This is a genomic window from Runella defluvii (genome assembly GCF_014195535.1).
Lineage (GTDB): Bacteria > Bacteroidota > Bacteroidia > Cytophagales > Spirosomataceae > Runella > Runella defluvii.
On sequence record NZ_JACIBY010000002.1, the window covers coordinates 59,692 to 71,704 of the forward strand.

General features: G+C 43.4%; 13 protein-coding genes and 1 tRNA gene. 8 read left to right on the forward strand and 6 right to left on the reverse strand.

Annotated elements, in window-relative coordinates; genetic code table 11:
* Positions 1-57 precede the first annotated feature (57 nt).
* A complete protein-coding gene (locus FHS57_RS05075) occupies positions 58-1,725 on the forward strand; it encodes a hypothetical protein (protein WP_183971817.1) in 1,668 nt (555 codons plus the stop codon).
* Positions 1,726-1,844: 119 nt separating this feature from the next.
* Positions 1,845-2,636 carry a Rossmann-like and DUF2520 domain-containing protein gene (locus FHS57_RS05080; RefSeq protein ID WP_183971818.1) on the forward strand — a complete coding sequence of 264 codons (792 nt, stop codon included), beginning with the start codon at positions 1,845-1,847 and terminating at the stop codon, positions 2,634-2,636.
* Between the two features lie 70 nt (positions 2,637-2,706).
* Here FHS57_RS05080 and FHS57_RS05085 read toward each other — a convergent pair whose 3' ends face one another.
* Both FHS57_RS05085 and FHS57_RS05090 read right to left on the reverse strand, forming a co-directional pair.
* Positions 2,707-3,231 (reverse strand): CvpA family protein, encoded by a 525-nt coding sequence (locus FHS57_RS05085; RefSeq protein ID WP_028527070.1) that lies wholly within the window; start codon positions 3,229-3,231, stop codon positions 2,707-2,709.
* Positions 3,228-3,680, reverse strand: a complete 453-nt coding sequence (locus tag FHS57_RS05090; RefSeq protein WP_183971819.1) for a GatB/YqeY domain-containing protein — start codon at positions 3,678-3,680, stop codon at positions 3,228-3,230. The genes FHS57_RS05085 and FHS57_RS05090 overlap by 4 nt, the downstream gene beginning before the upstream one ends.
* Positions 3,681-3,783: 103 nt before the next feature.
* Here FHS57_RS05090 and FHS57_RS05095 point away from each other — a divergent pair.
* The 3 genes from FHS57_RS05095 to FHS57_RS05105 all read left to right on the forward strand — a co-directional run bounded on the left by FHS57_RS05095 (position 3,784) and on the right by FHS57_RS05105 (position 5,616).
* Positions 3,784-3,859: transfer RNA gene (locus FHS57_RS05095), tRNA-His, on the forward strand.
* A gap of 92 nt (positions 3,860-3,951) precedes the next feature.
* Positions 3,952-4,623 carry a carotenoid biosynthesis protein gene (locus FHS57_RS05100; RefSeq protein ID WP_183971820.1) on the forward strand — a complete coding sequence of 224 codons (672 nt, stop codon included), beginning with the start codon at positions 3,952-3,954 and terminating at the stop codon, positions 4,621-4,623.
* Between the two features lie 120 nt (positions 4,624-4,743).
* Positions 4,744-5,616, forward strand: a complete 873-nt coding sequence (locus FHS57_RS05105) for a MerR family transcriptional regulator (RefSeq protein WP_183971821.1) — start codon at positions 4,744-4,746, stop codon at positions 5,614-5,616.
* Positions 5,617-5,721: 105 nt separating this feature from the next.
* Here FHS57_RS05105 and rfaD read toward each other — a convergent pair whose 3' ends face one another.
* The gene (gene rfaD / locus FHS57_RS05110; protein WP_183971822.1) at positions 5,722-6,687 is read right to left on the reverse strand and encodes an ADP-glyceromanno-heptose 6-epimerase; all 966 of its coding nucleotides are present in this window, start codon (positions 6,685-6,687) and stop codon (positions 5,722-5,724) included.
* 293 nt (positions 6,688-6,980) lie between these two features.
* On the opposite strand from rfaD, the gene FHS57_RS05115 reads away from it, so the two are divergent.
* Genes FHS57_RS05115 through lpxB form a run of 3 tightly spaced genes read left to right on the forward strand, consistent with a single transcriptional unit; the run spans position 6,981 to position 10,294 of the window.
* On the forward strand, positions 6,981-7,400 hold the full coding sequence (locus FHS57_RS05115; RefSeq protein ID WP_028527066.1) for a 6-pyruvoyl trahydropterin synthase family protein: 420 nt from the start codon (positions 6,981-6,983) through the stop codon (positions 7,398-7,400).
* 44 nt (positions 7,401-7,444) lie between these two features.
* Positions 7,445-9,175: a hypothetical protein gene (locus FHS57_RS05120; RefSeq protein ID WP_183971823.1), complete on the forward strand. Its 1,731-nt coding sequence runs from the start codon at positions 7,445-7,447 to the stop codon at positions 9,173-9,175.
* 6 nt (positions 9,176-9,181) lie between these two features.
* Positions 9,182-10,294: a lipid-A-disaccharide synthase gene (lpxB, locus tag FHS57_RS05125; RefSeq protein ID WP_183971824.1), complete on the forward strand. Its 1,113-nt coding sequence runs from the start codon at positions 9,182-9,184 to the stop codon at positions 10,292-10,294.
* Between the two features lie 5 nt (positions 10,295-10,299).
* Here lpxB and FHS57_RS05130 read toward each other — a convergent pair whose 3' ends face one another.
* From FHS57_RS05130 to FHS57_RS05140, 3 genes are read right to left on the reverse strand one after another with little or no spacing between them, the layout of a single operon-like run.
* Positions 10,300-10,842, reverse strand: coding sequence for a Uma2 family endonuclease (locus FHS57_RS05130; RefSeq protein ID WP_183971825.1), 543 nt, complete (start codon positions 10,840-10,842; stop codon positions 10,300-10,302).
* Positions 10,843-10,893: 51 nt separating this feature from the next.
* Positions 10,894-11,430 carry a DinB family protein gene (locus tag FHS57_RS05135; RefSeq protein ID WP_183971826.1) on the reverse strand — a complete coding sequence of 179 codons (537 nt, stop codon included), beginning with the start codon at positions 11,428-11,430 and terminating at the stop codon, positions 10,894-10,896.
* 5 nt (positions 11,431-11,435) lie between these two features.
* Complete coding sequence (locus FHS57_RS05140) at positions 11,436-11,981, reverse strand: hypothetical protein (RefSeq protein WP_183971827.1); 546 nt, start codon at positions 11,979-11,981, stop codon at positions 11,436-11,438.
* Positions 11,982-12,013 lie beyond the last annotated feature (32 nt).

Consider the following 12,013-nt stretch of genomic DNA (forward strand, 5'->3'; position numbering starts at 1 on the left):
CGGCGATTTTCAGCCCAAAAACAATAAACTAAGTGTGAAAACACGCTACCAACAACAATGAAACCCGATAAATTTGACGAAGCTATACGCCAAAAGTTGGAAGGGATTCAGCCCAGTTTTCAAGAAGACGACTGGTCGAAGTTTGCCGCTTACCAAGCAGCCCATACTTCACAGCCCTTTTTCCAACGCTTTAGTGCGCGCACTGCATGGTACACTGCTGCTAGTGTAGCGGCTGCCATGATGGTATTTGCCAATGTCTATCAGTATCGAACCAACAAAAAACTGGACCACGAAGTAGTCGAGCTTAAAGCAACTATTGCCAAGCAAAAAGACGCTCCCGTTCGAGTGACTACCCGCGTAGATACTGTTTATATTACCAAATACATCGAAGTAAAATCTTCTAAACTCAATACCTATGATTCATCTGTACCTTCTTTAAATGACGAAAGCCCCGACGAAACAATAGGCCAAGAACCCGCCGTAGCCGAACGCCTCAAAAATGTTGGAAAGATTATTCGTCAAAGTCCTAACCAACGAATCAGCAACGCATTTGAACGTACGCCCAAACAAGTGGATGCCGTTAGCGACGTGTCGGGCGAAGTTGAAAGCGATGTTATCAACAAAAAAGGAATTGAGAAAGAAGATGTGATCCAACGAGGAAATGGGGTAAATGCAAATGCCAACTCAGTCCGCAATCCCGTCCGCCCCGCCCGTGAAAACGAGGCAAAGGCGGGTCGTGTCAACCGCAACCAAATTGCCGCTCGCGAGTCGATTTCTTCAAAAAACAGCTCGTTGGTTTCGCAACAATCAACCAGCAAAAACAACACAAATACAGGCACATACCAAACGTCCAAAGTTCTTTCTGAAGAATCCAATGGAATACGCCCTGAAAGTGCTCTTTCAGAAAGCGAGTCGGGAGCCATCGCCTTGCTAGAACCCCGCACCGAAATCGAAGAATTAGCGGGTATCCCTCCCGCAGAAGCCAAAGTAGAGCGGTATGCCTATACGAAGTTATCAAACCCTTCTAATCAGGCAACCTCCACTTCGGCGGCTACCACTGCGGCCTCGGCGGCCGCACCACCACCACCTCCTCCTCCTTCAATTTCGTTTAAAAACATGAAATTCAGAATGGGTGTTGGCTTAAACATTAGCAATGGCTCAACCACTTATACGGCCAATACAAGCTTGCTTTTGGGCAAGTTTTGGAGTATAAACGTGGGTCTAGCGCGTGCTTTTATCATAGGGCCCCAATACTATACCGAAGATAATTTTAAGGAAAAAACGAAAAGCGATTTTAAAGATTGGAACAAAAAAGGGCCCATTCAACCGCCAATGGCGCCACCTCAAGCGTTCAATATCTCAACCAGTGCTACTTTGTGGCAGCTACCCGTGAGTTTGACGTATCGTTGGCCAATGAATGACGGGTTTGCCTTTTTATTATCGGGAGGAACCAACTTTAATTTATCCGCTTGTCAATCATTTAGTTTTTATACCCGCGAACGCAACGGAGAATTGACACAAAAACGGGGAGATTTTGTGCTTAAACCTACGCTGTCAAACGACCTTATTGCGGCCGCTGGTGTTGAAAAACAATGGAGACACCTTGTCGTCCAAGCAGAAACTTATATTGCCCCTTATTTACAAAAACCGTCATACCTCACCGAAAACCGCAACTTAGGTATTCGATTTAAGGTCATGTATCAGTTTGGGAAAAAAGCCATTTAGGCCACCAAAGTGACTTTTTATTACCAAACGTTCAACTAGCCCGCTTTGATCGCCCGTCGTGCTCACCAGCCGACGGGTTATTTTTTTATATTTGACCCTCAATCTGACTTGTCCAAACTATGCGCATTTCTTTTGTAGGAGCAGGAAACGTAGCTTGGCACCTAGCCCAAGCCCTCGAAAACGCAGGCCACCATATTGTCGAAATATACAGTCGCGATGCCCGAAACGCTCGTCGGCTTGTCAATAAACTATACGATACCCACATCGCTCCCGACCTTGACTTTGCCGAAAGCACTGCCGAATTGCTCATTTTGGCCGTTGCCGACGATGCCCTTACCGACGTGGTTTCGCGGTTGGTACTTCCCGAAAACTGTACGGTGGTTCACACTTCAGGCACAAAATCACTGGCAGAATTTCAGCAGCTTATTGATATTTATAGCGACATTCCTGCCAAAACGGGCGTTTTGTATCCCCTCCAAACGTTCAGCAAAGACGTCGAACTATCGCTAGTTGATGTACCATTTTGCATCGAATCGTCGGAAGCCGTTACGGAAAAAATGCTGATTCAATTGGCCCAAGGCATCAGTAATGTTGTTTATCTTATGACCTCCGAAGAACGGCGTTTGATGCACATTGGGGCGGTTTTTGCCTGCAATTTCAGCAATCATTTGTTGGCCATCTCCAAACGAATTTTGGATGCCGAGCACCTAGAGTTTGACTTGCTCAAACCCCTCATCCGCGAAACACTCCGCAAGGCCCTTCAAAGCCCCGACCCTGCGCTCGTCCAGACAGGGCCAGCACGCCGTGGCGACCATCAAACCATCGAAACGCACCTCGACTACCTCGAACGCTATCCTGCTTGGCAAGGCATCTATGAAGTTTTGTCTGAAAGTATTCAGCGGGTTCGATAAAGGAGTGGTGAGAGATGAGTGATGAGAGATAAGTGATGAGAGATGAGTCACGAAAATCGCCATTCTCTCTCTACTCTCCTCTTCCCCATTCACGAATGAGGTTGCCACCTACGGGAATCCAATCAGAGATGACACTGATAATTTTGGGAGCAATGGGAACGGTATATTCGTATAAAAAACTTTCGTTGCGGTATTTGGGCGGCATGGCTACCCCAATCGTACTAAGCAACCAAAAGAAAACACTGATACCAAACACCCACGTAAATATACCAACAGCAGCCCCTGCTAGGTTGTCGAGCGTGCCTAAGATGGTATAACGGAGCATGGAACGTAACGAATACCCAATGCGGTTGACCATGAAGATGGTCGGGAAGAAAATAACTGAAAAGCCAATAAATGGCAAAAACTTACGCGTAAGCTCTACCGTCAGGTAAGGTGCGAGCAAATCGGTACCAAAACGAAGAAATTTAAAACCCACAATCATGGCTATCACAAAGGCTGCTACGCCGACAACTTCGACGAGTAGCCCCTTGCGATAGCCATTAAATGCTCCCCAAGCGAGTGGGATAATAATGAGCAAATCTAGGGTGTTCATCCCACGAGCAAGCTTTTCGCCAGTGTTTGTACCACTTTACCGTCGGTTTGGCCTGCCAGTTCTTTCATAGCAACGCCCATGATTTTACCTATTTCAGCAGGCGATTTAGCCCCTACCCGCTCAATAATCTCCACGAGTTTGGCCTTTACTTCTTCCTCTGAAAGTTGTTGTGGTAAATATTTTTCAATGACCGCGATTTCGGCTACTTCCTTTTCCAACAAATCGGGACGATTTTGTTGTTCATAAATAGAGGCCGAATCACGACGTTGTTTGGCGGCTTTGGTCAACAGCTTCAGTTCATCGTCGGCACTCAAATCTCCACTTGCTCCTTCTTTCGTTTCTTCCAAGAGAATCAACGACTTAATGGCACGTAATGCGCGGAGTGTATCCTGATTTTTATCGCGCATGGCCTGCTTGATGTCCTCGTCTATGCGTTTCTTCAGCGTCATGATTTAAAATAGTTTACAAAATTATGTTGCAAATCTACGAAAAAAATGCGCTAAGGCTTGGAAAATTTAAAAAGGTGTGCTTATCTTTGCACTCCCAAAACACGGAGGTTGTAGCTCAGTCGGTTAGAGCGTCGGATTGTGGTTCCGAAGGCCGTGGGTTCGAACCCCATCTTCCTCCCTAAAAAAATCCCAATGCAAAGCGTTGGGATTTTTTGTGTTTATCGATTCAAAAAACCTTTTCTCCGAGTTTTTGTTAGATAAGTACTACTATATGAAAACATTTTTCTCATCTCTGCGCGCCTCGTCCACCTTTGAATACACCTGCTGGATTATACTACCTGCTATGAACCTTACTGGATTGGCAGGTTTGTTCCTTAGAGAATCCGAGGAGTTCTTCAAAGCACTCGTTCCTTTTCACTTGGTAACTTCATTGTTCATCATGATGATTTTTCACCAAGACTGGAACCGTTCTTTTGTGATTTATTGCATCGTTACCTATCTCATTGGATTTGGTGTAGAAGCACTGGGCGTCCACACAGGTCTTATTTTTGGACATTATCAGTACGGCGAAACACTAGGCTGGAAAGTCATTGGCGTTCCATTGACCATTGGTCTTAACTGGCTCGCAATTATTTATTCGGCAGGTATTCTTATGGTCGATTGGAAAGTTAGCTCCCCCATCAGAATAATTTCTATTGCTTTCTGCATCGTTTTTCTTGACTTTTTGATTGAAAAAGTCGCTATTACGTATGACTTTTGGAGTTGGGAAAACAACACAATTCCTCTTCAAAACTACGTCGCTTGGTTCATTATTGCAGCGGGCTTACTTTGGTATTTTGAACGTGCTAATTTTCGCAAAGAAAATCCAGTGGCATTCATGTACGTCCTTGCTCAATGCTCGTTTTTTTGGGGGCTCAACATCCTACTTTATTTATTCAGATAAAGAAAAGTCAAAACATTTTCGGAAACAAAAAGTTACCACAATAAGAGCAAATGTATTGACTTTTGGCAAAAGCCAATACAGTAAGACCCAAAAGCTTGATACACTTAAAGTGAACGCCAAATGAGTAACTATTCCATACGAGATTTAGAACAACTTTCTGGCATTAAGGCACATACAATTCGCATTTGGGAGCAACGCTATAACATTATTCAGCCAAAGCGTACTGACACCAATATTCGGATGTATGACGACCAAGACTTAAAATTGGTCCTCAATATTTCTTTGCTGAAAGATCACGGATACAAAATTTCGGACATTGCGAAATTTTCTTTGGACGAAATTAGCCAAGAAGTTATGGCTATTTCCGATCAAAAACTGAACTATCCAGACCAAATTCACGCCCTCACAATTGCGATGATTGACTTGGACGAAGATCGTTTTGAAAAAATTATTAGCACCAATTTTCTTCAAAATGGCTTTGAAAATACCATGCTCAATATCATTTATCCTTTCTTGACTCGCATCGGTACGCTGTGGCTTACAGGTTCTATTGGGCCTGCACAAGAGCACTTTATGAGCAACTTGATTCGACAAAAAGTCATTGTTGCCATCGACGGTCAAGTAATAAAATACCATCCCAATTCTAAGAAATTTTTACTGTTTTTACCAGAAGGTGAATTGCACGAAATCAGCCTGTTGTTTACCAGCTACGTCATTCGGGCGCATCACCATCGGGTTGTTTATTTGGGACAAACACTGCCGTTTAATGAGCTCGTTTTTGCCTATGATGTTCATCAACCTGATTATGTCTTTGCAAACATCACCTCCGTACCTGCCCACGACGAAGTTCAGACATACGTCAACAAACTTTGTCAGCAGTTCCCCAAAGCTCAAATATTACTTACTGGCTACCAAGTAGTCGGGCAAGACATTGAAGTGGGAGCCAATTGCACTATCATCAACAAATTAGAAGACCTTGTTGAATTGCTCTAACAGCCGTTCTATCGCTTTTTTCCTCTTACAAAGCCATAAAAGACAAAACCCCGACCAGTGGTCGGGGTTTTTGCTTAGGCGGGAGATAAACAGCCTGCCTCAAGGTTAATAATATGCTTCTTTCGACAAATAGTTTTGAACATAATCCTTCACACCTTCTTCCAACGTATGGAAAGGTTTGGTGTAGCCAATCGAACGCAATTTGTTCATATTAGCTTGGGTAAAATACTGGTACTTGTCGCGAATGTCGGCTGGTGTATCCACAAAGTCGATGTTTGGCTCTAACCCCATCGACGTAAATGTATTGATGGCCAAATCCTTAAACGTACGCGCCTTGCCACTTCCAAGATTATAGATACCTGAGTTGCGACGGTGGTGCATCAAAAACGAACATACTTCCAGTAGGTCTTTTACATAAACAAAATCGCGCATTTGTTCGCCATCTTTAAAATCGGGATGGTGTGAGCGGAAGAGGCGCATTTTACCCGAGGCTTTTACTTGGTTGTAGGCGTGGAATATCACCGATGCCATCCGTCCTTTGTGGTATTCGTTGGGGCCATACACGTTGAAAAATTTCAAGCCTGCCCAGAAGAAAGGTTTCTTTTCTTGTTGCAACGCCCAAATGTCAAAATCGTTTTTGGATTCCCCGTAAGGGTTGAGCGGCTTCAACTGCGGGATTTGCGATTCGTTGTCGTCGTAGCCTAATTCCCCTAAACCGTAGGTGGCCGCCGAAGAGGCATACACCAACGGGATTTGATAATCGATACATTTTTGCCAAATCTGCTGTGAGTAGCGAACGTTAAGCTCTTCCAAAACATCACGGTCAAACTCCGTCGTATCTGTGCGGGCACCGATGTGGAAAATGAACTCTACTTCGTAGTAATTTTGGTCTAACCATTCAAAAAAAGCAGAGCGCTCCACTCGTTCTTGAATTTTTTTACCTTCTAAATTTGGTGCTTTTTCAATTTTCGAGAAATCATCAACTGCGATGATAAAATTGAAATTTTCCTCGTTTAACTTGCTGATAAGACAGCTTCCGATAAAGCCTGCAGCCCCAGTGACAATGATCATAGAAATAGCTTATGATAAGGCGTTTAAATAGTGGGTAGTCAATTAGTTGGAACAGTAAAAATACTCAAAAAAAACGCTACAAAGGTAGGTATTATTTCACACAAAAAATCATTGAAAATTCCATGAATAAATTTAACTTTTTAAAGAATTTTCAATGAAATCTAGGATGTTTTTGGATACCGTTTTTTGGTCGTAATTTTGTCGAAACTTATTAGACAGCAAAGTGACTCCGTTTCTCTTATTTTTAATACGGCACTCTCGGCGCTGTGGACTATTGACTGTCGATTAGAATGATAGTTTACGTAACAAGAAAAGAACATTTTAATGCCGCCCACCGGGTATATAACCCTAGCTGGTCGGATGAAAAAAACACCGAAGTATTTGGCATTTGTGCCAATCCAAATTTTCACGGCCACAACTTTGAGCTGATTGTCACAGTAAAAGGCCCTATCAACCCAGAAACGGGTTTTGTGGTGGACATGAAACTCCTCGGCAGACTGATGAAAGACAGTGTGGTTGACAAAGTTGATCACCGAAATCTTAATCTCGATGTAGATTTTATGCAAGGTATCATTCCTAGCTGTGAAAATTTTGTCCTTGAAATCTGGGCTATCCTAGCAAAAGGACTAAACGAAGTGGCACCTCACGCCAAATTGCACTACATCAAGCTCATTGAAACCCCCAAAAACTACGTAGAGTATTACGGCGAATAAGCTCGCTTTAAACGATATTCGCGTTCCAATCCCCAAAAATCATTGTGAATCAACCACGTATCGGGCTTTTTTTCTGGCTACTTGTATTCCTAATCATCGGAAGCTACCTGTGGTATATCAACATGTATGCTGTCAATATTCCTATTACTGACGACTATGATTTGGTTCGGGTAAAATACACGCTTTTGACGCAAGAATTCAGTTGGTGGCAGAAAATCAAACTGCTGTTAGAGCCTGAAAATGACCACCGTATTCTTATTCCGCGCTCCATTGCGCTCACAGGCTATGCCGTAGAAGGGTTTATCAATTACCGAACGCTGATTGGGGTCGTCAATCTGAGTTTGTTGGGGATTTTGGGATTTTGGTTTTTGAGTTTTCTCAAACGTGGGCTCAATGCTTGGTTTTTCTTACCAGTACTGCTGTGGTATCTTACACCCTTTGTGTTTGATGTGACGCTTTGGGGAATCAACGGGATGCAACATACTACCCTCAACCTACTGGTTTTCGGCACCTTAGCACTACTTTCCTATTCCACTAACCATTGGGCTTTTGGGGCGGCTTTGGTCGTTGGGTTTGCCGCTACTTTTACCAATGGGAATGGATTTCTGGTTTTTCCTGCGGGGTTAGCGGTTTTACTTTTGACCCAAGACTGGAAAAAAAGTGCCTTCTGGACCATCGGAATGATTGCATCCTTATTGGCTTATTTTCTCAACTATCAAGTAGGACAAGCGACTAAAGTGGCCTTCTCGGGCGAATTTGTCGGAAATCTACTGGTAAGTTTTGCGGCATTGTCGGGTGGCTGGATGGCGGCTTTCAAAGGCAGTAGCCCTCAGTGGTTGTTGTGGAGTTCGTTTTTGGTAGGAATGTTGAGTTTGCTAGGCATTACGTTGTGGCTTGGCTATCAGCTATTCATGGTACCTCAGCGCCCCCGTTCGGGTCGTCCCTATCTTTGGGTTGGGGTTTTTGTATTTTCGATTCTGACGATTGGCATCATTGCGGTATCAAGAGGAGGACGCGACGTTTATTCGGTTTTCACGAGTCGATATAGTTTATATCCCCTTCATTTATTGACACTTACGTACCTAGCGTTGCTGAGTTGGAAGTCCATTTCTCCTTCTTGGGTGTTTCGGATAGCCGTTGTTTTTGGAGGTGTTTTTATGACCATGAGTTTGTATCAATACCAAAGAGATATGGACGAACGCCGTCGAAGCCTCATTGCAGACCACTATAACTGGCGACAGCACCGCAAACTCACCACCCATTTTCGGAGCGAATTGGCCGATTTTTTCACGCTTCCTGCCTACCAAAAAGGTATATACCGTTTTGAAAATTTTCCACTCGGTGCCGCTACTGAACAATTACTCAGTTTACCCGCCGATACTACTCAGCGCGACGCATTGAAACTTACGCTTACAACCACTCAAAAAAACATTGATTTTTTTGGACATCCTCAAACAGTTGCGCAGTTTTCCTTGATTAATGCAGACGTACTTCAGCCAGAATTTGGCGAAGGTGTTGGCGTGTTTTTGGTACTAAAATCTGCAAAAAATAAAACCTATTTGCTTCCTACTTTACCCATTCAAGGTGGGAAACGCGCGTTTTTCACTTCGGCACGGGTCTATAAACCTGGTTTTGAATTGACGGTTTACAACGAAAACTTTGCCCCCGACACGTATCGCATCGGACTCCTAAGTCCGAAAGGAACAGGCTACGATTTGCGTTATTTACAACAATCGATTCAGATTGATTCGCTTTCCACCAAATTGGTCAACTAGCAGCCCATGAAATATTATCTTATAGCAGGAGAGCGCTCGGGCGATTTGCACGGTAGCAACCTCATTAAGGCCATTCGTCGCCACGATTCGCAAGCCGAATGTCGGGCTTGGGGTGGTGAAATGATGCAAGAAGCGGGGGCTGAGTTGGTGACGCATTATGCCGATATGGCGTTTATGGGCTTTTGGGAGGTGGCCAAAAACCTGGGTACGATTTCGGGTTTTATGAAAAAATGCAAAGCCGATATTCTCGCTTATCGACCCGATGTCGTGATTTTGATTGATTACGCAGGATTCAACATGCGAATCGCTCGTTTTGCTAAAGAAAACGGCATTAAAACCTTTTACTACATTTCGCCCAAAGTGTGGGCTTGGAATCAAAAACGTGCCCTCAAACTCAAACGCGACGTAGATCGCCTATTCGTGATTTTCCCGTTTGAAAAAGAGTTTTTTCACCGATACAACTACGACGTGGACTACGTAGGAAATCCTCTTTTTGACGCCATTGCCGATTTTACGCCCAATCCAACCTTTTTGGCCGACCATCAACTTGACCCAGCCCAACCCATTGTGGCGCTACTCCCAGGAAGTCGCAAGCAAGAAGTGGAGCAAATGTTGACGCTGATGGTACAAACCAAGCCACACTTCCCCCGTGCACAATTTGTGATTGCGGCTGTTAGTAACCTTCCCCAAACGCTCTATGCTCCTTTTGTAGCACAAGGGGTACGACTCGTCACGGACGCTGCTTACGACTTACTTTCGGTCGCTACGGCCGCGCTTGTCACCTCAGGTACCGCCACACTCGAAACTGCACTTTTTGAAGTCCCTCAGGTAGTTTGTTACAAAACAGGGGGCGTCAGCTACGCCATTGCAAAGCGATTGATACGGGTTCCGTACATTTCGTTGGTCAATCTCATTGCGCAAAAAGAAGCCGTTAAAGAGCTAATTCAAAATGAGCTGACCCCCAAAAATCTTACGAGCGAACTAGAAGCTATTTTACCCAATGGCCTCAAACGAACGCAACAAATCAACGACTATCGACAAGTGAAAGCCATTTTGGGTGAAAAAGGAGCGTCCGAACGCGCAGGCGAATTGATGGTGAAGTATCTTGTGGAAAAATAAAGAGACTATTTGAGTAATTCGTTTACTGAGATTTTAAAATCATCCAACACGGGTTCGGCTGAACAAATATCATCTTCTAAGCAAATTTTGACGTTTTTTACTGACGTATAAACTTCTACCATGTCTTCTTCGGGAAGTATTACCCATACTACTCTCACACCATGCTTGAAATATTCCTTGAGTTTTTTCTTTACGTCGTTGATTTGGTCATTAGAAGAGATGATTTCAATACAAAAGGCTGGAATAGGTTCATCTTCCTCGCTTTTAATTTGTTCATCAGTAAAAAGTGCCATATCGGGGCGTCTCATTTGAATTCCCGTTAGCATTACATCTTGTTCGCAAATAAGTAGTGCTTTTTGTTTTTTTGCCTTTGTTGTATCAAACAAAAGATTCAAAGCCTGAATAATTTTTAGATGTTTTCTTTTCATTCCCGTAAATCTAATCAGTTCACCATCATTCCATTCATATTTGTAGCCATCGTTAGACTCCCAACGCTCAAATTCTTCAAGCGTGGTAGGAAATGATGTTGTTTGTGCAGTGGGTATCATAGCCGTCTATTATCTAAAATTTATCTTTAACAAAAATAACGAATTATAGTCTCAAAATACTAAACTCTCCAGCTCTTTCTGTTGACGCAAATGGTGGCGACTGTGCATCTCTAGGTTATGAAACCACTCGTGGGCATTGAGCCACGCAAAAACAGGATGGTAGCACTTGTACTCTCCCGCATCGTTGGCGACGGGTTCAATCAACGCTTTGGCATCGCTCAAGACTTTCTTCAATTGCTCGCGGTATTCGTCTTGGGTTTTTGGGATAAGTTCTATTTTTCCAAGGCTCTCAGGCACTTTTACTTTGATGGGCGGAAAACCATTGTGTTTGAAAATATTATCGCCGTAAGCATTATGTTCACCCCCAAGTTGTCCTTTGCGTTGTTCCAAACACCGAACAGTATTGGCCAAAAAAGAAAAATTAGCCGTCATCAGTACGTGTTCATACATCTGTCCAAGCGACCAAACATCTTCGGCGGGTTTGTGTAAAAATTGTTCGTTGGTATATTTATCAAGCGAAGCAATGTAACGGTTGATGGTAGTTTCTAATGACGAATAAATTTCCGAGGGCGTTTGTTGACTTGTCATAATTGTTAAGCATTAGGAATACGTATTTTTTTGAAAAGGCCGTACAGAACTGCAAATACTACTGGAACCAGCGATAACCACTTCAACAATTTGGCTATTTCACACAATACCGCCACTATCATCGACTGCTCAGGATAACGGTATAACAAGATGACAATAAACACATTTTCTATAAAATCGAACAGCATTGTGAGAAAAGGAAGCAAATTGACATACCGAAAAGGAGTATATGGCTTATTTCGAAACAATAGCGTGAGAATAACTGCGAATAAAAAAGTATAAACAATCGGATAAATGACATCCATCGTCATTTCCCCTTGTGCGTAATAGGCGCGCCCCTGCTCCCCATACGCAGCCACCATTTCTAGGGTTTTGGAAGGATTTAAACCAAAAGTAAGGTCAATAGGTCCGATGGGTTTCCCTGCAAACTGATTGATGTTGGCTTCGGCGTTTTTTAAAATATACCCAGGGAATACAACATACGCCGCCAAAAGCACAAAAAAGGTTTTAAGATTGGCAATTCTGTTTAAAAACTGGTGAAGAGTTTCCATAATGATAAAGGGGTTTAGGAATAGACATCGTA

Excerpts from the sequence above, each read along its gene's own strand:
- FHS57_RS05135 (WP_183971826.1), bottom strand. The coding sequence starts at position 11,430 with ATGACAAGTCAACAAACGCCCTCGGAAATTTATTCGTCATTAGAAACT.
- rfaD (WP_183971822.1), bottom strand. The coding sequence starts at position 6,687 with ATGATCATTGTCACTGGGGCTGCAGGCTTTATCGGAAGCTGTCTTATC.
- FHS57_RS05140 (WP_183971827.1), bottom strand. The coding sequence starts at position 11,981 with ATGGAAACTCTTCACCAGTTTTTAAACAGAATTGCCAATCTTAAAACC.
- FHS57_RS05080 (WP_183971818.1), top strand. The coding sequence starts at position 1,845 with ATGCGCATTTCTTTTGTAGGAGCAGGAAACGTAGCTTGGCACCTAGCC.
- FHS57_RS05105 (WP_183971821.1), top strand. The coding sequence starts at position 4,744 with ATGAGTAACTATTCCATACGAGATTTAGAACAACTTTCTGGCATTAAG.
- FHS57_RS05090 (WP_183971819.1), bottom strand. The coding sequence starts at position 3,680 with ATGACGCTGAAGAAACGCATAGACGAGGACATCAAGCAGGCCATGCGC.
- FHS57_RS05085 (WP_028527070.1), bottom strand. The coding sequence starts at position 3,231 with ATGAACACCCTAGATTTGCTCATTATTATCCCACTCGCTTGGGGAGCA.
- FHS57_RS05075 (WP_183971817.1), top strand. The coding sequence starts at position 58 with ATGAAACCCGATAAATTTGACGAAGCTATACGCCAAAAGTTGGAAGGG.
- FHS57_RS05130 (WP_183971825.1), bottom strand. The coding sequence starts at position 10,842 with ATGATACCCACTGCACAAACAACATCATTTCCTACCACGCTTGAAGAA.
- lpxB (WP_183971824.1), top strand. The coding sequence starts at position 9,182 with ATGAAATATTATCTTATAGCAGGAGAGCGCTCGGGCGATTTGCACGGT.
- FHS57_RS05100 (WP_183971820.1), top strand. The coding sequence starts at position 3,952 with ATGAAAACATTTTTCTCATCTCTGCGCGCCTCGTCCACCTTTGAATAC.